The 19,225-nt window shown below is 56.9% G+C and carries 18 protein-coding genes and 1 tRNA gene; 12 read left to right on the top strand and 7 right to left on the bottom strand.

Features of this window, described 5'->3' with window-relative positions; translation table 11 throughout:
• Positions 1–58 precede the first annotated feature (58 nt).
• Positions 59–2,836, top strand: coding sequence for a DUF3857 domain-containing protein (locus EH31_RS03195; protein WP_034958034.1), 2,778 nt, complete (start codon positions 59–61; stop codon positions 2,834–2,836).
• Positions 2,837–2,852: 16 nt separating this feature from the next.
• Here the strand turns inward: EH31_RS03195 and radC are convergent, their stop codons facing one another.
• Complete coding sequence (radC, locus tag EH31_RS03190) at positions 2,853–3,599, bottom strand: RadC family protein (RefSeq protein WP_034958880.1); 747 nt, start codon at positions 3,597–3,599, stop codon at positions 2,853–2,855.
• A 64-nt stretch (positions 3,600–3,663) separates the two neighbouring features.
• Here radC and EH31_RS03185 point away from each other — a divergent pair, with 64 nt between their 5' ends.
• The 8 genes from EH31_RS03185 (at position 3,664) to EH31_RS03155 (ending at position 10,425) form a co-directional block, all read left to right on the top strand.
• Entirely contained in the window at positions 3,664–7,005 is a 3,342-nt protein-coding gene (locus EH31_RS03185; RefSeq protein WP_081853189.1) for an intermembrane phospholipid transport protein YdbH family protein, read from the top strand.
• Between the two features lie 68 nt (positions 7,006–7,073).
• Positions 7,074–7,262, top strand: a complete 189-nt coding sequence (locus EH31_RS16675) for a YnbE family lipoprotein (protein WP_051698890.1) — start codon at positions 7,074–7,076, stop codon at positions 7,260–7,262.
• A gap of 48 nt (positions 7,263–7,310) precedes the next feature.
• Complete coding sequence (locus tag EH31_RS03180) at positions 7,311–7,706, top strand: YdbL family probable chaperone protein (RefSeq protein WP_034958031.1); 396 nt, start codon at positions 7,311–7,313, stop codon at positions 7,704–7,706.
• A 153-nt stretch (positions 7,707–7,859) separates the two neighbouring features.
• A complete protein-coding gene (locus EH31_RS03175; RefSeq protein ID WP_034958029.1) occupies positions 7,860–8,198 on the top strand; it encodes an AtpZ/AtpI family protein in 339 nt (112 codons plus the stop codon).
• A 51-nt stretch (positions 8,199–8,249) separates the two neighbouring features.
• Complete coding sequence (locus EH31_RS03170) at positions 8,250–9,041, top strand: F0F1 ATP synthase subunit A (RefSeq protein WP_034958028.1); 792 nt, start codon at positions 8,250–8,252, stop codon at positions 9,039–9,041.
• 67 nt (positions 9,042–9,108) lie between these two features.
• Positions 9,109–9,345, top strand: a complete 237-nt coding sequence (locus EH31_RS03165) for a F0F1 ATP synthase subunit C (protein WP_034958026.1) — start codon at positions 9,109–9,111, stop codon at positions 9,343–9,345.
• 77 nt (positions 9,346–9,422) lie between these two features.
• A complete protein-coding gene (locus EH31_RS03160) occupies positions 9,423–9,917 on the top strand; it encodes a F0F1 ATP synthase subunit B family protein (RefSeq protein ID WP_034958024.1) in 495 nt (164 codons plus the stop codon).
• Positions 9,910–10,425, top strand: a complete 516-nt coding sequence (locus EH31_RS03155) for a F0F1 ATP synthase subunit B family protein (RefSeq protein ID WP_034958023.1) — start codon at positions 9,910–9,912, stop codon at positions 10,423–10,425. The genes EH31_RS03160 and EH31_RS03155 overlap by 8 nt, the downstream gene beginning before the upstream one ends.
• A gap of 92 nt (positions 10,426–10,517) precedes the next feature.
• On the opposite strand, the gene EH31_RS03150 is transcribed toward EH31_RS03155, so the two are convergent.
• From EH31_RS03150 to aroA, 6 genes are all read right to left on the bottom strand, one after another.
• Complete coding sequence (locus tag EH31_RS03150) at positions 10,518–11,498, bottom strand: NADPH:quinone oxidoreductase family protein (protein WP_034958020.1); 981 nt, start codon at positions 11,496–11,498, stop codon at positions 10,518–10,520.
• Positions 11,499–11,503: 5 nt separating this feature from the next.
• A complete protein-coding gene (gene gloB / locus EH31_RS03145) occupies positions 11,504–12,259 on the bottom strand; it encodes a hydroxyacylglutathione hydrolase (protein WP_034958019.1) in 756 nt (251 codons plus the stop codon).
• A 134-nt stretch (positions 12,260–12,393) separates the two neighbouring features.
• On the bottom strand, positions 12,394–14,103 hold the full coding sequence (gene rpsA, locus EH31_RS03140; RefSeq protein ID WP_034958018.1) for a 30S ribosomal protein S1: 1,710 nt from the start codon (positions 14,101–14,103) through the stop codon (positions 12,394–12,396).
• Between the two features lie 467 nt (positions 14,104–14,570).
• Positions 14,571–15,209 (bottom strand): (d)CMP kinase, encoded by a 639-nt coding sequence (locus EH31_RS03135; RefSeq protein WP_034958017.1) that lies wholly within the window; start codon positions 15,207–15,209, stop codon positions 14,571–14,573.
• Complete coding sequence (locus EH31_RS03130; RefSeq protein ID WP_034958015.1) at positions 15,206–15,466, bottom strand: CBU_0592 family membrane protein; 261 nt, start codon at positions 15,464–15,466, stop codon at positions 15,206–15,208. Before EH31_RS03130 ends, EH31_RS03135 begins: the two co-directional genes overlap by 4 nt.
• The gene (gene aroA / locus EH31_RS03125) at positions 15,463–16,785 is read right to left on the bottom strand and encodes a 3-phosphoshikimate 1-carboxyvinyltransferase (RefSeq protein WP_034958014.1); all 1,323 of its coding nucleotides are present in this window, start codon (positions 16,783–16,785) and stop codon (positions 15,463–15,465) included. Before aroA ends, EH31_RS03130 begins: the two co-directional genes overlap by 4 nt.
• Before the next feature lie 123 nt (positions 16,786–16,908).
• On the opposite strand from aroA, the gene EH31_RS03120 reads away from it, so the two are divergent.
• The 3 genes from EH31_RS03120 (at position 16,909) to ffh (ending at position 19,191) form a co-directional block, all read left to right on the top strand.
• Positions 16,909–17,274 (top strand): TIGR02300 family protein, encoded by a 366-nt coding sequence (locus EH31_RS03120; RefSeq protein ID WP_241765810.1) that lies wholly within the window; start codon positions 16,909–16,911, stop codon positions 17,272–17,274.
• A gap of 101 nt (positions 17,275–17,375) precedes the next feature.
• Positions 17,376–17,451, top strand: a tRNA-Ala gene (locus EH31_RS03115).
• Positions 17,452–17,715: 264 nt separating this feature from the next.
• Positions 17,716–19,191, top strand: a complete 1,476-nt coding sequence (gene ffh, locus EH31_RS03110; RefSeq protein WP_034958013.1) for a signal recognition particle protein — start codon at positions 17,716–17,718, stop codon at positions 19,189–19,191.
• Positions 19,192–19,225: the final 34 nt, after the last annotated feature.

The following is a 19,225-nucleotide window of genomic DNA, read 5'->3' as shown; positions in this document are numbered from 1 at the left end:
AAACCTCTAGAAAAGCGAAATCATTTACTGTTAGAACTGTGAAAAACAGGGATTCTTAATGCGTTTTTCTATTGCGTGCCGTTCGATTTCATTCCTCGCTCTGGGTTGGTCATCGGTGGTTCTCGCCGGTGAGACCCCGCTATATCAGCCTGCGCCCAATTGGGTGGAACCTGCCGATATCTCTCAGCTTGAGCGTGATCCTGCCAACACCATTCTCGTGGCCGACACTCAGATCCGGATCGAGCAAGGCCAACGTTGGGAATATGTCGACGAAGTTGTTCACATCGCGGGTTCGCAGCAACTGACCAATGCCGGGACGGTTAAGGCCGTATGGTACCCTGATAAAGGCGACCTTATCGTCCACGATATTGCGATCGTTCGCGAGGGTCAGGTCATTGACGTTCTGGCGTCAGGCGAGAAGTTCGAGGTTTTGCGCCGCGAACGCCGGTTGGAAGACGCAGTCGTCGACGGCTCTTTGACGGCAACGCTGTTCGTACCGGGCCTGCAAATTGGTGACGAATTGCGGGTCAGCTATTCGGTCACACTTTCCGATCAGGCTTTGGGCGATGAGGTGCAAAGCCAAACTTATCTGTGGCGAAAGCCAGACAGAACCGCCGATTTTGCGCGCGTTCTTGTGTCGTGGCCCGAGAAGCTGGATGTGAGCTACAAAGCATGGCCGCAAACCGAATTGGCCCCGGTTGAAACCCGCAAGGGATACAATTGGCTCAATGTCGAACTGCCTTTGGCCGAAGCTATTGAGATGCCCGACGATGCACCGTCACGGTTTCGCCAGTCGTCGATCCTGCAGGTGGGCACATTTGCAGACTGGCGCGAAGTGTCTGCAACCATGGCTCCGCATTATTCGGTTGCAGGCGCGCTTTCGGGCCTGGACGATTTGCTCGCACGTGCAGATGCCATCCGGTCACAGCATGATACGGATTTGGAGCGCGCGGTGGCGGCTTTAGACCTTGTTCAAAGCGACATTCGCTATCTCTTGAATGGGCTTGATGGCGGAAATTACATTCCGCAAGATGTTTCGACCACCTGGGACAAGAAATATGGCGATTGCAAAGCCAAGACGCTGATCTTGTTGGCTTTGCTAGACCGCATTGGGATTGAAGCTGAGCCAGTTCTGGTTGACGTCGATGCGGGCGACGGCGTCCAAGCGTCGCTGCCTATGCCCGGCGCGTTCGACCATGTTCTGGTTCGCGCGACGATTGATGGTCAGCTTTATTATCTCGATGGAACATCCATTGGCGCCAACATCGACCTTGTCGGCAATGTTCCCGGATTTCAATTCGCTTTGCCGATCCGCAATGCCGGGGCCGATTTGGAGCCGATTGTTCAGGTTCTCCCGCGAGCACCCGAAATGAAAATGCTGGTCACGCTGGATGCTTCTGCTGGCGCTGATCTTCCTGCGTTGACCAAGTTTGAAATGCGTATGTTTGGTCCGGCAGCGGCGCAGATGAATGCTGTCGCGGATCAGTGGACCGACGATGCCAAACGCCGCTTTGCTCGTGGCAATTCTTCCGAATTCGACATCATCAATGTCGAATTTATCAAAGGCGAAACCAACAGCGAAGCGATCATGCAGTTTGAGGGCATTTCAGAACCTGTCTTCGATTTTGAAAGCGGTCGCGGAGAGTTGGGCGGAGAAGGATCGTTTGGGAATATTGAATTTTCTCCGAACCGTTCGCGCCGTGATTGGCGCGAAGTCCCTGTCGCAATCGAAGGGCCTTCAGCGACGGAAATTTCGTCGCTCGTAATTCTGCCAGATGATCTGTCAGGTTTCGAAATGGTCGGAGAACCCGAAGTCGAGGTCGAAGCCGCTGGCCATCAGATCACCAGAAACGCCTCACTAGAAGGCAATCTATACAAGATATTTGGCAAAATGTCGGTCCGAGGCGGGGAGGTTGCGGCCGAAGACGTGCTGGCTGAACGCCGCAAGGCCATGGGTGCAGCGCGCAATGATCTAAAGCTCCTCGCCCCGCAGGACACGCCGCGCTTGTGGCGCTTTGCTCTTCAAAAAGACCGAAGCGAACTGGCCGCCCTTGATAAAGCATACGCCCAAATGGTGGCATTCGATCCAGAAAAGGCGTTGCCTTATCTCAAGCGGTCGGGATATCTGTATGACACATTCGATTTTGCTGGCTCCCTTGCCGATATGGACAAGGTGATCGAAATCGAAGGCACCGCGCAGCATTATTCGCAGCGCGCCTCTGTGAAGAAGCAATTGCTTGATTACGAAGGGGCAAGAGCAGACCTCGAAGAAGCCTACGCGCTTGATCCTACACCCAGCCGCGCGATGAACCTCGCTGCTATCCTGCTCGATATGCAAGACCCGCAGGCTGCGCGCGAGGCTATCGAATATGAAGATGGCGATGAAGATGTGCGCCGAAGCCTTGCGTATTGGATGGCCGATATCGAGGCGCAGGAAGGCAATGCGGCGCTCGGGCTTGAGCGGTATGAATTGCTTTTGCTGGATGACCCGAACAATGCTGGCGTGATCAACAACAAATGCTGGTTTATGGGCGTTTGGCAGGTCGAGCTTGATACAGCGGAGGAGGTTTGCACCCGCGCTGTTGAGGTCAATGGAACCGCAGATGCCCAGGACAGCCGCGCGATGACATATTACCGCCAAGGCCGTTATGAAAACGCGCTCAGCGACCTTGATGCGGCTCTTGATATCAATCCTGCGCTTTCGGCATCATTGCTGCTGCGCGGATTTGTCAGGCTGGAGTTGGGCGACAAGGAAGGGCAGGCCGATATCACCGAGGCGCTTGCACGCTCCCCCAGTCTTGCCGCGCGATACCGCAAATGGGGCTTTGATTTGTGAGCTTGGGTTCCCGGCCTTAGATCAAGCCCTTGGCGCGCATGCTGATATGTCCCTCGCGCCCGACGATCACGTGATCGTGGACCGTCACGCCAAGCAGGCGTCCCGCCTCCGCGATGCGCTGAGTGATCTGGATGTCGGCCTTGCTGGGTTCCGGGCTTCCTGAAGGGTGGTTGTGGACCAAAATGAGAGCGGCTGCGCCCACATCCATCGCCCGCCGGATAACTTCACGCGGGTGGATCGCGGCTTCGTCGATTGAGCCATCACCGACATGGTGATCGTCAATCAGCCGGTTTTTCGTGTCGAGATAAAGCACGCGTACACGCTCAACCGTAAGATGCGCCATATCAATTGCGAGATAATCGATCAGCGCCTGCCAGCTTGAAAGAATTGGCTTTTCGCTCACCTCGCTCCTTGCCATGCGCCTTGCAGCGATCGCGACGCTCTTAAGTGCAGCGGCGCTGGTTTTGCCGACGCCTTTCGTGCGTTGGAGCGCGTTTGCATCGGCGTTCAGAACCCCTGCAAGCGATCCGAACTGAGCAATCAACGCTTTGGCAATGGGCTTGGTATCGCCTTGCTTGATCGCAGCAAACAGCAGATATTCCAGCACTTCATAATCAGCGAGCGCCTCTGCCCCGCCTTTAAGGAGCCGCTCTCGTAAACGTTCGCGGTGGCCGGCGCCTGCATGCTTGCCAGAGTCCGAAACGGGTGCGGCGGGGGATGCGTTACCGTCACCAAAGTCAAATCCGTCGTTACTTTGGGGCAATTCGCGCCTCACACACTGTTTTACTTGAAGCCATCATTGCCTTTGCAGGCCAGACGCGCAAGTGATGACATCAATGACAAAGGTGAAGCCTGAACCTGATTTGCCCGATCTGGGACGCGAGAAGTGGCTCACGCTATGGCCTGAGCGCTGGCGGTGGCGGGTCAGTTTGGTTCTGGCGCTGCTGCTTTTGATTGCAGGCGGGCTTGCCTGGTACAATCGGGACCAGATCGCAGCAGACGTTATAGACGACACATTGCGCGAATATGGCCTTGAGGCGACTTACGAGATCGAAGACATCGGCACGCGGCGGCAGGTGATCCGTAATCTTGTGATCGGTGATCCGAACGCGCCCGACCTTACCGCTGAGCGTGTTTCGCTCAACGTATCGTATACCTACGGGCCGCCCGAGATTGGCCGGATTGAACTTGTTCGCCCGAGGCTTTTCGCCACTTTTCGCGATGGGACGCTCAGCTTTGGAAGCCTTGATCCGCTAGTTTTTGCTGAAAGCGATGAGCCTGCGGGGCTTCCAGCGCTTGATTTGAGAATAATCGACGGCCGGGCGTTGGTGCAAAGCGACTATGGCGATATTGGTGCCAAGCTTGAGGGGGCAGGGCGGCTTGACGATGGCTTTGCAGGAAAGCTTGCAGCGACCGCGCCGGGAATTGGGATCGAAGGGTGCGCAGCTCAAGCGGCGACGCTTTATGGCGATATTTCCAGTGAAAGCGGGCGATTGACCTTTGATGGACCGCTTCGGCTTCGCCAGGGTGTGTGTGAGGGTGCAAATATCAACACCGCTGACATCGGCGTGCAAATGATTCTCGCCAGCGATTTTGCCTCGGTCGAAGGCGATCTGGCATTGGCAGCGCAAGACCTGAGCGCAGCAAACCTTGCACTTTCCAAGATTAGCGGGAGCGCAGATGTCGCTTGGCGCTTCGATGGGGAATTCAGCTTGCGCCACGATCTTGATGCCCAGGGCCTTTCGACCGATTTTGCCGACTTTGCAGATATTGGCGCTGAGGGCACATTGCGCAGCCGGGATGGCTTTACGCGCAGTGAATGGAACTCAAGGCTTACCGGACAAGGGATTGATGCAAGACAACTTGTGCGCGGATCAGGCATGGCTGAGGCACGCCAAGCGGCCGCGGGAACCTTCGTTGGCTCTTTGATCGGAAAGTTTGAAAATGCGATTGCACGCGCGGTAAACGATGCGTCTTTTGCTGGTAATCTCTCGCTGCGAAGCCAGCCGGGAAGCTTAAGATTTGTCATCCCCGAAGCGCGGTTGAGAAGCTCTAGCGGCGACACTGTGCTCGCCTTGTCGAGGCTTAGCTATGCCAGCGCTTCGAAGGATCAACCGGACCGCCTTTCAGGCAATATCTTGACCGGCGGCGCGGGCCTGCCACGGATAAATGCGCGGCTTCAACAATCGGGCGATGGCACGGCAAGCCTTCGCATGACGATGGCGCAATATCGCCAGGGCAATGACGCAATTGCGATCCCCCGGCTTGATGCGCGCCAGGATGCTTCGGGACGCATTGCGTTCACTGGCATGATCCAGGCCCAAGGCAGCGTTCCGGGGGGCAGTGTGCGCGGGCTCTCGCTCCCGGTTGAAGGGGGCTGGGCACAAGGGTCGGGCGTCACTGTCGGTTCACGCTGCCTTGAGGCGAGGTTTGCATCACTCGAAGCGTATGATTTGTCGCTTGCCAATCAAAGCCTATCGCTATGCCCTGACGGCGCGCCTGCGATAGTTCGCTACGATGACGAGCTTAAAATTTCGGCCCGGACAAATGCGCTTTCCTTGAACGGGCGCTATGGCGATGAGCCGGTAAGCCTTGCAATATCAGGGGCAAGCCTTCGCTATCCTGGTGGGTTCGATGTTCAAGGGATTGAGGCAAGCCTTGGTTCTGGCGAAGATGCTCTGCGCTTTGCTGCTGCATGCTTTGATGGAAGCTTGTCAGGACCGCTTGAGGGGCAATTTAGCGGTGGCTCTGCTGGCCTTGGGAGCGTGCCGGTGAATGTCGCCGATATAGCGGGGACATGGAAATATGCCGAGGACGCATTTCAATTGCGTGGGGGCTCATTCACACTGTCAGATCGCCCGGATCTGTCGTCGGGGGGAGAGGCGCGTTTCGAACCTGTGAACGGCACAGGCGCAAGCGTTGATCTGATCGATGGCGTGGTTACCGGTGAGCTTGGGATTGAGAACCCTTGGAGCGGGCGCAGGCTCGCCAATGTGGCGTTCAACCACGACCTCGACACTGCCAAGGGCCGCGCAGATTTTACTGTGCCGGGCATCGAGTTTGACGAAGGTTTCCAGCCCGAAGAGCTTACCTCGCTGACCAAAGGTCTGATCGCGTTTGCCGACGGCGTAATCGAAGGAAGCGGACAATTTGCGTGGGAAGGCGAGGAACTGACCAGCACTGGCACTTTCTCAACCGATGGCTTTGACTTTGCAGCAGCTTTTGGTCCGGTGCGCCAGGTTAAGGGGACGATTGAGTTCACCGATCTCATCGCTCTTACAACCGCGCCTTCGCAGGTGGCGACGATCGGATCGGTCAACACCGGTATCGAAGTGCTTGATGGACGGCTTGTGTATTCGATCGAGAACGGCACCTTGATTTCCCTTGAGGACGGGCGTTGGCCGTTCATGGGGGGCGAATTGATCCTGCGCCCGGTTAAGCTCGATTATGGCGGCGGGCAGGGCCAAAGCTATATCTTTGAAATCGTTGCTCTCGATGCGGCGACATTCGTGACCCAGATGGAGCTTTCAAACCTTGGCGCAAGCGGGCGTTTTGACGGGACCATACCCATCATCTTTGATGCGCAAGGCAATGGCACAATTCAGGGCGGGCTTCTGATTTCGCGACCGCCGGGCGGAAATGTCTCTTATGTCGGAGAGCTGACGTATGAAGATCTTGGCACTATGGCCAATTATGCGTTTCAGACGCTTCGCTCGCTTGATTACAACCAAATGGCCATTGAATTGAACGGCAATCTTGCAGGCGAGATTGTTACCAATTTCAATATTGACGGCGTGCGTCAGGGGGCAGGGACAAGTCAGAACTTCATTACGCGCCAGCTGGCCGATTTGCCGATCCGATTTAAGATCAATGTGCGCTCTGAGAATTTTTATCTGCTTGCGACCATCGTGCGCGGATTATTTGATCCCACCGTCTTCGGCGATCCGATTGATCGGGGCCTTTTCAAAATTGAGGGAGGGCAGATTGTTCCGCGCAGTGGCGGCGTGGTTCCGATCATTAGCCCAATTCCAGAACCGGCTCCAGAACCGGCTCCAGGGCCAGCGCCTGATGAGCCTGTTCCCAACGACGATGATAATCCTACACCGGGCGAAGCTGAACGCCGCAATGAACCCCTCGTTCAACCTCCAGAAAGCGATCCTGACTTATGACTAGGCAGAAATTGACCTCTACCGGCGGCAATGCCACACAAATGTGCAGAGCAGGTCGGGGAGCAAAAATGGACCGAAGGATAATTCATGCCGGGTTGATGGTCTCGTGTCTCTTGGGATTGGGCGGATGTATCAACGTCGCCGCGCCCGAAGAGCCGATTGTGATCGAACTCAATGTCAATATTCGGGCGGAAGTGCTTTATCGGCTGGCTGAAGATGCCAGCAATACGATTGATGAGAATGCAGATATCTTCTGATCACCATTTTTTGGGTTGATCAGTAGATAGGAGGAACTTGAGATGACTATGATCCGTAAAACCATGTTGGCCGCTATTGCCGCACCTGTTGCGGGGCTTGTCGTGATGTCTGGCTTTGCTGCCCCCGCCATGGCGCAGCGCGACCCTGCTTACGAAGCAGCGCGATCGAACGGGACCGTGGGCGAACAGATCGACGGTTATCTGGGCATTGTCGGCCAAGCGACGCCTGCGCTTCAGGATATGGTGAATGATATCAACATCAAACGCCGTACTGTTTACACACGCAAGGCGAGCGAAAATAACGCAACGGTAGAGCAGTATGCGACAACCGCCGGGTGTCAGGCGATTGCCCGCACGGTTCCGGGTGAAAAGTATCAAGCGCCCGATGGTAGCTGGAAGACACGCACCTCGGCGCCGCCTGAGCGCCTGCCTATCTGCCCATAAGCGGTCTCACATTCTGGTGAGCAATGCGGAAAGTATCGCACCGCACCATTGACTCAAGAATCGCGCTCTTCTAGGGGGCACTCGCCCTTGGCGGGCACACGTCTTTGTTCGCGCCCGTGCATCCCTTGAAGGAGGCCCTTGAAAGAGGTCGGCATGAACGAAGAAAAACCCGCTCAAGAACCCATCGGTGAGGATGCGCGAATTGATGCGCTCGAAGCGCGGCTTAAGGCTGCGACAGAGCGCGAAAAGGAACGCACTCAGCCAAAAGTCAAAGGGGTCGATGCGAATTATCGCAGCGGCAACCGGGCTTTGGCGGACCTGCTTGGTGGTGTCTTTGGTGGCAGCGTGATGGGATGGCTCTTTGATTGGGTCTTCGACACTCTGCCATGGGGTCTGTTGGTTGGGCTTTTCCTTGGGATTGGCGTTGCTTTCAGGAACATTATTCGCGCATCAAATACGCAAAGCGACCAGAGCAATTCGGACCCTTCATAGTCCAGCCCAAAACCGCTAGCGTTTGAACAGTTACTAGGGATACCAGAGATCGTGGCAGCCGAAGAGGGCAAAGTCGATCCGATGAAGCAGTTCCAGGTTGAGCCGTTGTTCGGTTCAGAATCCTGGGAAATCGCTGGCTTCAATATCGCGTTCACCAACTCCGCATTGTGGATGGCCATAACGGTTGTGCTCATCTGGGGCTTCGTCTTCGTCGGCATGAAGCGTGAGCTCGTGCCCGGTCGCTGGCAGATGGCGGTGGAAAGCTTCACCGGCTTTATCGACGATATGCTTGAGGCGAACATCGGCAAGGAAGGGCGCAAATATGTGCCTTACGTCTTCAGCCTGTTCATGTTCATCCTTTTTGCCAACCTTTTGGGCCTCGTGCCGGTCGGCATTATCCCCAGCGTTCACGCTTACACATTCACCAGCCACTTCACTGTCACCGGTGTGCTCGCCGCGATCAGCTTTTCGATTGTTTTGATCGTTGGATTCTGGAAGCACGGCATCAAGTTTTTCACCCTGTTCGTGCCCCATGGTACGCCAGTGGTTATGATCCCGGCGATCTTCGTGATCGAGCTGTTCTCGTTCCTCATCCGCCCATTCAGCCTCGCGCTGCGTTTGTTCGTTGCGATGATGGCAGGGCACGTTCTTTTGAAGGTGCTTTCAAGCTTCGTGATCGATGGCATGAACGGCGGCATTGGCACCAGCCTTCTGGTGGCCACTCCAAGCTTTGTGCTGATGATTGCAATCAGCGCGCTCGAGATACTGGTTGCCGGCATTCAGGCATATGTTTTTGCGCTGCTCACGTCGCTTTACATCAATGACGCAGAGCACTTGCACTAAGTTTTTTACAACCGTTTCTAATTTATTTGATTTTCACGTTTTTTGATTTTTCCAAGGAGTTTTTAAAATGGATCCTGTTTCAGCAGCCCTTATCGGTGCAGGTCTCGCAGCTATCGGTGCCGGTATGGCCGCCATCGGCGTGGGTAATGTTTTCGGCTCGTTCCTTGAGAGCGCGCTTCGCAATCCTGGCGCAGCAGACGGCCAACAGGGCCGCCTCTTCATCGGCTTTGCTGCTGCCGAGCTTCTCGGCCTGCTGGCGTTCGTTGTTGCGATGATCCTGATCTTCGCCAACCCAGCTGCCTAAATTGGTTTATGCCCTGCCGGTCTTGTTCGGCAGGGCATCCACCATCCTGATTTCCTCTTCGTTCTGAGACATCTGTCATGCCTCAAATAGCTCAACTGCTTGATACCTGGTCTAGCCAAGTCTTCTGGACTTTGGTGTTCTTTGGCATCACCTTCTTCCTCATCGGCCGGGGCATGGTTCCCAAGGTGATGGAAACCGTTGGTCTGCGCGATAAGCAGATTTCTGACGATCTTGCGGGTGCGCAAGCTGCCCGCGATGCGGCTGATGAACAAGAAGAGGCTTGGCGCGAGCGTGAAAACGCCAATCGTGCTCAAGCACAAGCGCTGATTGCTGAGGCCAAAGCCAAAGCGGCAGCAGCGTCCGAAAAGAAGCTTGCAGCCGCGCAAAAACGTCTCGACACCAAGCTCGAAAAGGCCGAAGCCGAGATTGATGCCGCACGCACAAATGCAATGGCCGAAATCGAGGACGTTGCCCTTGAAGCGACCCAAGATATTGTCTCACGCCTTGCAGGCACAAAGATCGACAAGCGTTCTGCGCGGTCGGCTGTGAAGAAAGCTTTGGCCAATGTCTAATATCCCGTTTCTCCTTGTAGCAGATGGCCCTTCCGCCTTTGGGGTGGACTCCTATCAGTGGGTGTCGCTTGCGATGCTTATTCTGATCGGTGTCTTTATCTGGAAGAAGGTTCCAGGTCTCGTCACAGGCGGGCTCGACAGCAAGATCGAAGAGATCAAGAAGCAGCTTGATGAAGCGAAGAACCTTCGTGCCGAGGCTGAAAAGCTGCGCGATGAGTATGCCGCCAAGATTGCTGGTGCTGAAAAAGACGCCGAAGCCATGATGGAAGGCGCTCAGCGTGAAGCCGACGCTATCCTTGTAAAGGCCGAAGCCGATAGCGAAGCGATGGTCGCTCGCCGTAAGCGTATGGCCGAGGACAAGATCGCTGCCGCTGAACGCGAGGCGATTGCCGGTGTTCGTGCAACTGCGGTTGATGCCGCATCCAACGCCTCGCGCATCCTGATCGCTGAGAAGCACAGCGCAGACGCTGACAAGGCGCTTGCAGACGAGGTTATCGGCTCGCTCTAGTATCGAAGCTACAACCAGTAACTCGAAGAGGCGGCTCGTTTGGGCCGCCTTTTTCTTTGGGTTGTTTGGATTAGGGGTGATTGCGATTGGGCTTAGATACCTGGTTCAAACACGACTTTGCCCACGAGTTCGCGCGCGGCCATCGCTTCGAAGCCCTCGCGCCATTTAGATAGCGGCAAGACCCGGTCGATGGTCGGTGTGATCTTTCCCGAAGCCGCCAGCTCGGCAATCGCTTCGTTGATGACTTTGCCGCGTTCTGGAAAACGGCGCGCGTATTCCCCGGCGCGAAGGCCAACAACGCTAAAGCCCTTGATGAGAGGGATGTTGGTGGCGATTTCAGCAATGCGGCCACTGGTGAACCCAACCACAACAAGCTTGCCAGCAAAACTCACACAGCGGGTGGATTCGTCGAACACATCGCCGCCGACGGGATCGAATACGATGTCGCACAAGTTCCCGCCGGTAATTTCAGCCACAGCCTCTCTGAAACGGCCTGTGGCTGCGATGACGGCATCGGGGGCAACTGCGGCTTTGATCGCATCATGTTTGGCCTCAACGCCCGTCGCTGCGATCACACGCGCTCCGCAAGCTTTGGCTAGGTCACAGGCCGCAAGGCCCACTCCGCCGCTTGCGCCGTGGACCAAGACCCACTGGCCCGGCTTCACATCGCACAATTCGACAAGGCCCGTGTAGGCGGTCTGATAGGCTGCTCCCATCGCTGCACCCTGTGCAAAGCTCAGGCCGTCTGGGAGCGGAGAGAGCCCGCGCGCAGGCACACTTATGACTTCGGCAAAGGCGTCCGTCTTTTTGCCGCCGATGACCTTGTCACCGGGAGCAAATCCGCTGCCGGGGTCAGCCTCGATGACCTCGCCCGCCATCTCAAGGCCGCTGGTGAAGGGCACTTCAGGTTTGAATTGATACTCACCTTTGGTCATCAGGAGATCGGGAAAGTTCAGCGAAGCAGCTTTCACGCGCACCAGCGCCTCGCCGGGTGCGCGGGCAGGCTCCGGCATTTCGACCAGACGCACCCCAGAGAGGTCCTGCGACAGCTCCTCAACGCGTAAGGCCTGCATAGCGCTTAGAAGTTGTCCTTGGCGGCTCTTAGCGCAGCAAAGGTCTCATGCGGGGCATTGCCGCCCCAACGGGCCTGCATTGCGGGGTTATCAGCGCGCAAGAAGGGATTGGTCGCAAGCTCTCGCTTCAGGACCGTTGGCACCGTCCATTCCCCGCGAGCGCGCTTTGCATCGATCTCAGCCGCATACTCCTGAAGCTCGGTGTTGTCCGGGTCCGCATGGAGCGCGAACTTGGCGTTCGCCTGCGTGTATTCGTGCGCGCAATAGAGGACGGTGGCGGTGGAAAGCCGTTTGATGCGCTCAAGACTGCGCCAGAATTGCTCAGGCTCGCCCTCGAACATGCGTCCACATCCCAACGCAAAGACGCTGTCACCCACGAACGCGATGCCCTCCTCGACAACGTGGAAAGCGATGTGACCGTTTGTGTGGCCCGATACGTCGATCACATCTGCCCGGTGTTCGCCAAGGTTGACCGCATCGCCATGCTCGATCACGCGGTCGACAGGCGAGAGCTTCTCCACCTCTTTGGGCGCGAGCACCCGGGCACCGGTCGCTTCCACGATCTTAACATTGCCCCCGGCATGATCCGGGTGCCAGTGGGTGTTCCAGATATGGGTGATGGTCCAACCCTTGGCCTTGGCTTGATCAAGGTATTCGCCTGCGTCGGGCGTGTCGATTGCTGCGGTTTCGCCGGTTACGCTGTTATGAAGCAGAAAGCCGTAATTGTCGGACAGGCAGGGGAATTGATGGACTTGAAGCATGGCGTCGGGATCCTTTTTTCAACTCGCATTCTACTCGTCCAGCCCACAATAGGAAAGGGCCCGCCTGCACGAATGCAAGCGAGCCCTTTTTGTCCTGTTGGTGTCCATCCCTAAGGATGAACCCAAGCGAAGACTTAGTCTTCTTTGCCCTTGAGCGCTTCGCCAAGGATGTCGCCGAGCGATGCACCTGAGTCGGATGAACCGAACTGCTGCACTGCCTCTTTCTCTTCGGCGATCTGACGCGCCTTGATCGAGAAGTTTGGCTTTTTCGAACGGTCGAAACCGGTGACCATTGCATCGACCTTGCTGCCAACCTGGAAGCGGTCTGGACGCTGCTCGTCGCGGTCGCGGCCAAGGTCGCTGCGCTTGATAAAGCCGGTTGCGCCATCGTCGCCAACCTGCACTTCAAGGCCGCCATCGCGAACTTCGAGAACAGTGACAGTGACGGTTTCACCCTTGCGAAGTGAGCCAGCGGCTGCTGCGCCTGCTTCGGTTGGAGCACCTTTTTCAAGCTGCTTCATGCCAAGGCTGATGCGTTCTTTCTCAACGTCAACGTCGAGAACAACCGCTTTGACTTCTTCGCCCTTGCGGTGAAGTGCCAATGCGTCTTCGCCCGAGATGCCCCAAGCGATGTCCGACATGTGAACCATGCCATCGACGTCGCCGTCGAGGCCGATGAACAGACCAAATTCGGTCGCATTCTTGACTTCGCCGGTGACTTCCGCGCCCACTGGGAATTTCTCTGCGAATTCTTCCCATGGGTTGCCTTGAGCCTGCTTGAGGCCAAGCGAAATGCGGCGCTTGTCGCTGTCGACTTCGAGGATCATCACATCGACTTCCTGAGAAGTGCTGACGATCTTGCCTGGGTGGACGTTCTTCTTGGTCCAGCTCATTTCGGAGACGTGGACAAGACCTTCGATACCCGCTTCAAGCTCAACAAATGCACCATATTCGGTGATGTTGGTAACGTTCCCGGTGAGCTTCATGCCAACTGGGTACTTTGCAGCAACACCATCCCATGGATCGCTTTCAAGCTGCTTCATGCCAAGGCTGATACGCTGTGTATCGGCGTTGATGCGCACGATCTGGACCTTCACGGTGTCGCCAATGGCGATCACTTCGCTTGGGTGATTGACGCGCTTGTAGCTCATGTCGGTGACGTGAAGGAGGCCGTCGATGCCGCCAAGGTCAACAAAGGCACCGTAATCGGTGATGTTCTTGACCACGCCCTCGATGACCTGACCTTCGGCCAGATCGCCGATGAGCTCGCTGCGCTGTTCGGCGCGCGTTTCTTCAAGCACGGCACGGCGCGAGACAACGATGTTGCCACGGCGGCGGTCCATTTTGAGGATCTGGAACGGCTGAGGCACTTCCATAAGCGGAGTGACGTCGCGCACGGGGCGGATGTCGACTTGTGAGCCGGGAAGGAATGCAACGGCGCCGTCGAGGTCGACGGTGAAGCCGCCTTTGACGCGGCCAAAGATGCGGCCTTCGACGCGCTTGCCTTCGCCAAACTCGTTTTCGAGCTTGTCCCAGGCAGCTTCGCGGCGGGCGCGGTCGCGGCTGAGCATGGCTTCGCCGTCTGCGTTCTCGACACGGTCAACATAGACTTCGACTTCGTCGCCGACCGAAAGGCCGTGATCGTCTTCGCCGCGCGCAAATTCTTTGAGGTTGACGCGGCCTTCTGATTTCAGACCTACGTCGATTACGGCGTGACCTGCTTCGATTGCAGTGATCGTGCCCATGACAACGCGGCCTTCAAAGCCTTCGTCGCCGGCGCCGCCGAGTTGTTCATTAAGGAGCGCTTCGAAATCGTCGCGCGTTGGGTTAGGTGAGGTTGCCATAGGTTTTGGCTAATCCTTGGTTTTGTTTGCTACCGGCCACGGAGTTTATCTCCGGGTCTTAAACTGCCTCCCAGGCACCATTGCTTGGGACTTGCAGGGCAAGAGGCCGACGACTGCACGGAGCCGAATGCATACCGCACAGGTTCTTTTCACCAATAAAGATCAAGAGAACGGGCGCGCGCCTAGCGGCAAAAGGGGGCAAATGCAAGCGATTTGCGCTGTTTTGGCCCGTTCGGATAGAGTGGGGATGGAGTGCCGATGGAGTGCGATTGGAACCTCGGGGGATGGTGGATGACACACCCATGTGGGCTCTTTAGAAATATCCGGCTTTGCCCCTTGTCTCGCAAATACAGTCGTTTGGAAGGCGAATAAGGGATTGGAGTGTCAACTTTCAAAATGCTGCTGTGGTTCAGGCAAAACTGCCTAATTCGCGCATCTTGCCCTTGGCGGCGGCGAGTAGGAAAGTCTTACCGGTTTTTGAGAGCCTCTTCGACCGTTTCGAGCACCATTTCAAAGGCCTGTTCACGGTCCAAACTGGTGGTGTCGATGACAAACGCGTCCGGCGCAGCTTTAAGCGGGGCATCCTTGCGATTGATGTCGCGGGCATCGCGGGCCACCACATCCTTCTCAATTTCTGACAAGGGGATTTCCTCTTCATGGTCGAGCTTCTTGTCGACCATTTCCATCCAGCGACGCCGAGCGCGCGATTGGACGCTTGCGGTGATGAAAAGCTTCACATCGGCATCCGGCGCAATGACGGTTCCGATATCGCGCCCGTCTAGCACCGCGCCACCGGGCTGCTCTGCAAAGGCACGCTGGCGTTTGAACAAGGCTTCGCGCACTTCTGGGTGGACGGAGACGCGGCTTGCAAGCCCTCCCGATTCTTCGGTGCGCAGGACTTCATCATCGAGAAGCTCATCGGGAAACGCGCAAGCCGCAAGCGCCTCTGCGGGATTGTCCGGGTCGCCTTCATTGATCGCCACCTGCCGGCCCACAGCGCGGTAAAGGAGGCCGGTATCAAGGCATGGCACGCCAAAATGCGCCGCCAGACGCTTGGCAATTGTGCCTTTGCCCGAGGCGGTTGGCCCATCGACGGCGATGATCATTGTGCCGCGTTCCTTTTTTGAAGCGCCTTCCAAAGCCCGAATAGCGCAATAGCTGCCCAGAAACCTTCTAGCACAAGGCTTGGCCAATTGGTGTGCACCAAAAGGCTGATCGTGAGCAGGGCAGCTCCGGTAAGATTGGTGCCGTGCAGGATAAACGGATTGGGCTCATTGACCCACGTCAAATAGGCATAGGCCCCAATGATGCAGGCGGTCCCGATGAAGCCGATGAACGAGTAGATGTCGAGCGGGGTTGTCATGGGGTGTTCGCCGCGCCTTCAAGCAATTCCATGAATGTCGGAAAGCTTGTGGCAATCGGCGCGGTATCGTCGACCTCGACGCCGTCTTTGCTCGCCAGACCCGCAACCGCCATGCTCATTGCGATCCGGTGATCGAGATGGGTTTTGACGCTGGCGTTGGAAGTCCCGCGAAGGGGTTCGCCGCCGGTGCCTTCGATGATCAAGCCGTCTTCGAGTTCTTCGACCTGTGCGCCCGCAGCGGTAAGGGCAGCGGCCATTACGGCAATGCGGTCGCTTTCCTTGACGCGCAATTCTTCAAGGCCTGTGCACCGTGTGGTCCCTTGCGCATAAGATGCGGCGACGAAGAGGACGGGGAATTCGTCAACCATGCTGGGCACGATATCGGGGTCGACATCGATGCCTGTGAGCGGCGCATGACGCACCCGCAGGTCTGCAACAGGTTCGCCGCCAACCTCGCGGCTGTCCAATTCTTCGATGTCTGCGCCCATTTGTTTGAGCACAGTCACAATCCCCGCGCGGGTCGGGTTAAGGCCAACGTTTTCGATCACAAGGTCGCTTCCCGGTACAATGCTGGCAGCGACAAGGAAGAAGGCAGCAGACGAAGGGTCGCCGGGGACCACGACATCCATTGGTTTAAGGTCAGCCTCGCCGTGGATCGCAATCACGCGCTCGCCGTTCTCCTCGCCCACCTCAAGCTTTGCGCCAAAGCCAGTGAGCATGCGTTCCGTATGGTCGCGGGTGGCAACGGGTTCGATCACACGGGTGATGCCCGGCGTGTTGAGCCCCGCAAGCAGAACCGCGCTTTTGACCTGAGCGCTCGCCACAGGAAGGCGATACGTGATTGGCACAGCTGGAAACGCACCGTGCATCATAAGGGGGAGGGTGCCGCCTGCCGATGCCTCAAACGATGCGCCCATTTCGCTCAAAGGAGTGATAACCCGGTTCATCGGGCGACCAGAGAGGCTGGCATCACCGACAAAGGTCGCTTTCAACCTGTGACTGGCCAAAAGCCCCATCATCAACCGGGTGGATGTACCCGAATTGCCCATATCAAGCGCCTGTCTGGGCTCCAGAAGACTGCCAACGCCAACCCCGTGAACGACCCATGTGCCGTCTCCTTCGCGCTCTATGTGAGCGCCCAATTGCCGCATCGCAGCCGCCGTGGCGAGCACATCCTCGCCTTCGAGAAGGCCAGTGATGCGAGATCTGCCCACAGCAAGCCCTGCAAACATCAAGGAACGGTGGCTGATCGACTTGTCGCCTGGCACTCGCAGGCGGCCGATTAAAGGGGCGGAAGAGGTGAAGGTATGAGCTGGCATATTGGGGCAGGTCTTTGACAGCGGTACAGCGCTATGGCAAGGCGCGCGCCGATCAAAGGTTTGCGATACTTGATTCCACGCACGCGCGAACCATTTTCACAGTTTTGACCAGCTGCCTGTCCGGTGAGACAGGGCCAGATAAGGACCATATCAAAGCCTAAACCCGAATGGGGAACCAAGCGCACCTGCCCGCAGACGGGCGAGCGTTTCTACGACCTTGGTAATGATAACCCGGTGACCAGCCCTAATGGCCACCAATGGTATCCAGAGCCCGTGCTCAAATCCAAGCAACCGATCCCGATCGACGACCCTGAAAAGGCAAAGACGGCAGAGCCGGATGCGGATCTTGCGGATGATGATGATGATCTGAAAGACATCGAGAACATCGATGACGAAGAAGATTCGCCAGACAACGACGTTGACCTTGGCGGCGACGATGATCTTGGGGTGAAGCCTGCGAAAGACGACGACAGCAGCGACGACACCTGATTTTGCTCTTGCGTTTCGCCGGGTGCGGTCTTAAGGAAGCGCACCCTTGCGAAGGCAAGGAACGATCTTACTTCGATGTAAGGTCAACACGATGGATAAATGGGGCCTTAGCTCAGCTGGGAGAGCGCAACACTGGCAGTGTTGAGGTCAGCGGTTCGATCCCGCTAGGCTCCACCATCGTACCGCCTTTCGGCCCTGAGCGGGCTGCAAATCGCGGGATTTCGCACTTTCGGTGCTCACGATCTTCTAGATCGCTGCGCTCCGGGTCACGAAACCCCACGATTTTCGCTTCCGCCCAAAACCGGAAATCGGCACGATGGCATCACACTAGAAAAGCCGGTTGTCCGTCGAGGATTTCCGCACGCTGGCCGACGAGGTTTCGTCCGCCGGCGTTTTTCGCGTTTATCAGGGCTTGAACGGTCTTGAGAGGAGTTGAAGACGATGTTTGACAATCTGTCCGATCGCTTAGGCGGCGTCTTTGACAAGCTCAAAGGGCGCGGCGCCCTAAAAGAGCAAGACGTGCGCGATGCCATGCGCGAAGTGCGCGTTGCCTTGCTCGAAGCCGATGTCGCGCTTCCCGTGGCACGCCGGTTCATCGATGCGGTGACTGAAAAGGCTGTGGGCTCTGAAGTGCTCAAATCGGTCACTCCGGGCCAGCAAGTCGTCAAGATCGTCCATGATGAGCTCGTTTCGATGCTCACGGGTGCCAAAGATGATGGGGGCGACCAGGTTGGAGCTGGCGAGGAGCTGAACTTCAATGCGACCCCGCCGGTTGTTATCATGATGGTGGGCCTTCAAGGCTCGGGTAAAACCACAACGACTGCAAAACTCGGCAAGCTGATCCGCGAACGCCACGGCAAGAAGGCCATGATGGCCTCATTGGACGTCAACCGTCCAGCAGCGCAGGAACAGCTTAAGGTTCTGGGTGAGCAGGTTGATGTTGCCACTTTGCCGATCATCGAGGGTCAGCAGCCGGTTGATATTGCGCGGCGCGCGATGGGCGCAGCCAAGCTCCAGAATTTTGACGTGCTCCTGCTCGATACCGCGGGCCGCCTGCACGTTGACGAAGCGCTGATGGCTGAAATGAAGGCGGTGAGCCAAGTCTCAGCGCCGACCGAAGTGCTTCTCGTTGTCGACAGCCTTACCGGCCAGGACGCAGTAAATGTCGCGCAAAGCTTCTCTGGTGAAGTCCCGCTTACTGGCGTGGTGCTGACCCGGATGGACGGCGATGCCAGAGGTGGCGCAGCGCTCTCGATGCGCGCAGTTACAGGCAAGCCGATCAAATTTGCAGGTACCGGCGAAAAGCTCGACGCGATTGAGACGTTCCGCCCAGCGTCGGTTGCTGATCGTATCCTTGGCATGGGCGATGTTGTCAGCCTCGTCGAAAAAGCGGCAGCGACCATCAAGGAAGAGGAAGCAGCTCAGCTTGCTGAAAACTTCGAGAAGGGCAAATTCGACCTCAACGATCTGCGTATGCAATTGAAGCAGATGCAGAATATGGGCGGTCTTGGAATGCTGGCGGGCATGATGCCGGGCATGAAAAAGGCGAAGGCTGCGATGGCGGCGTCCAATATGGACGACAAGGTTCTGGTACATATGGATGCGATCATCGGCTCGATGACGCCTAAGGAACGCATTTCGCCCGGCCTGATGAATGCCAAACGGAAAAAGCGCGTGGCCGCTGGTTCTGGCACCGATGTGCAGACGGTGAACAAGCTCCTGAAAATGCATCAGGAGATGTCCAAGGCGATGAAGCAATTGAGGAAAATGGGCGGCCTGAAAAGCCTTGCTGCCATGTTTGGGGCCGGTGGTCCTGGGGGCGGTATGCCCGGTATGCCCGGTATGGGCGGTCCCGGTGGCGGAATGGGCGGCCTCCCGCCTGGTCTCCCCGGCCTTGGCGGCCCCAAGAAGAAATAGCGCAAAAATAACTCACAAATTCAAACGAATACAG

It is taken from the genome of Erythrobacter longus, assembly GCF_000715015.1.
Classification (GTDB): Bacteria; Pseudomonadota; Alphaproteobacteria; order Sphingomonadales; family Sphingomonadaceae; genus Erythrobacter; species Erythrobacter longus.
This window is presented reverse-complemented; position numbering and strand designations above follow the sequence as displayed.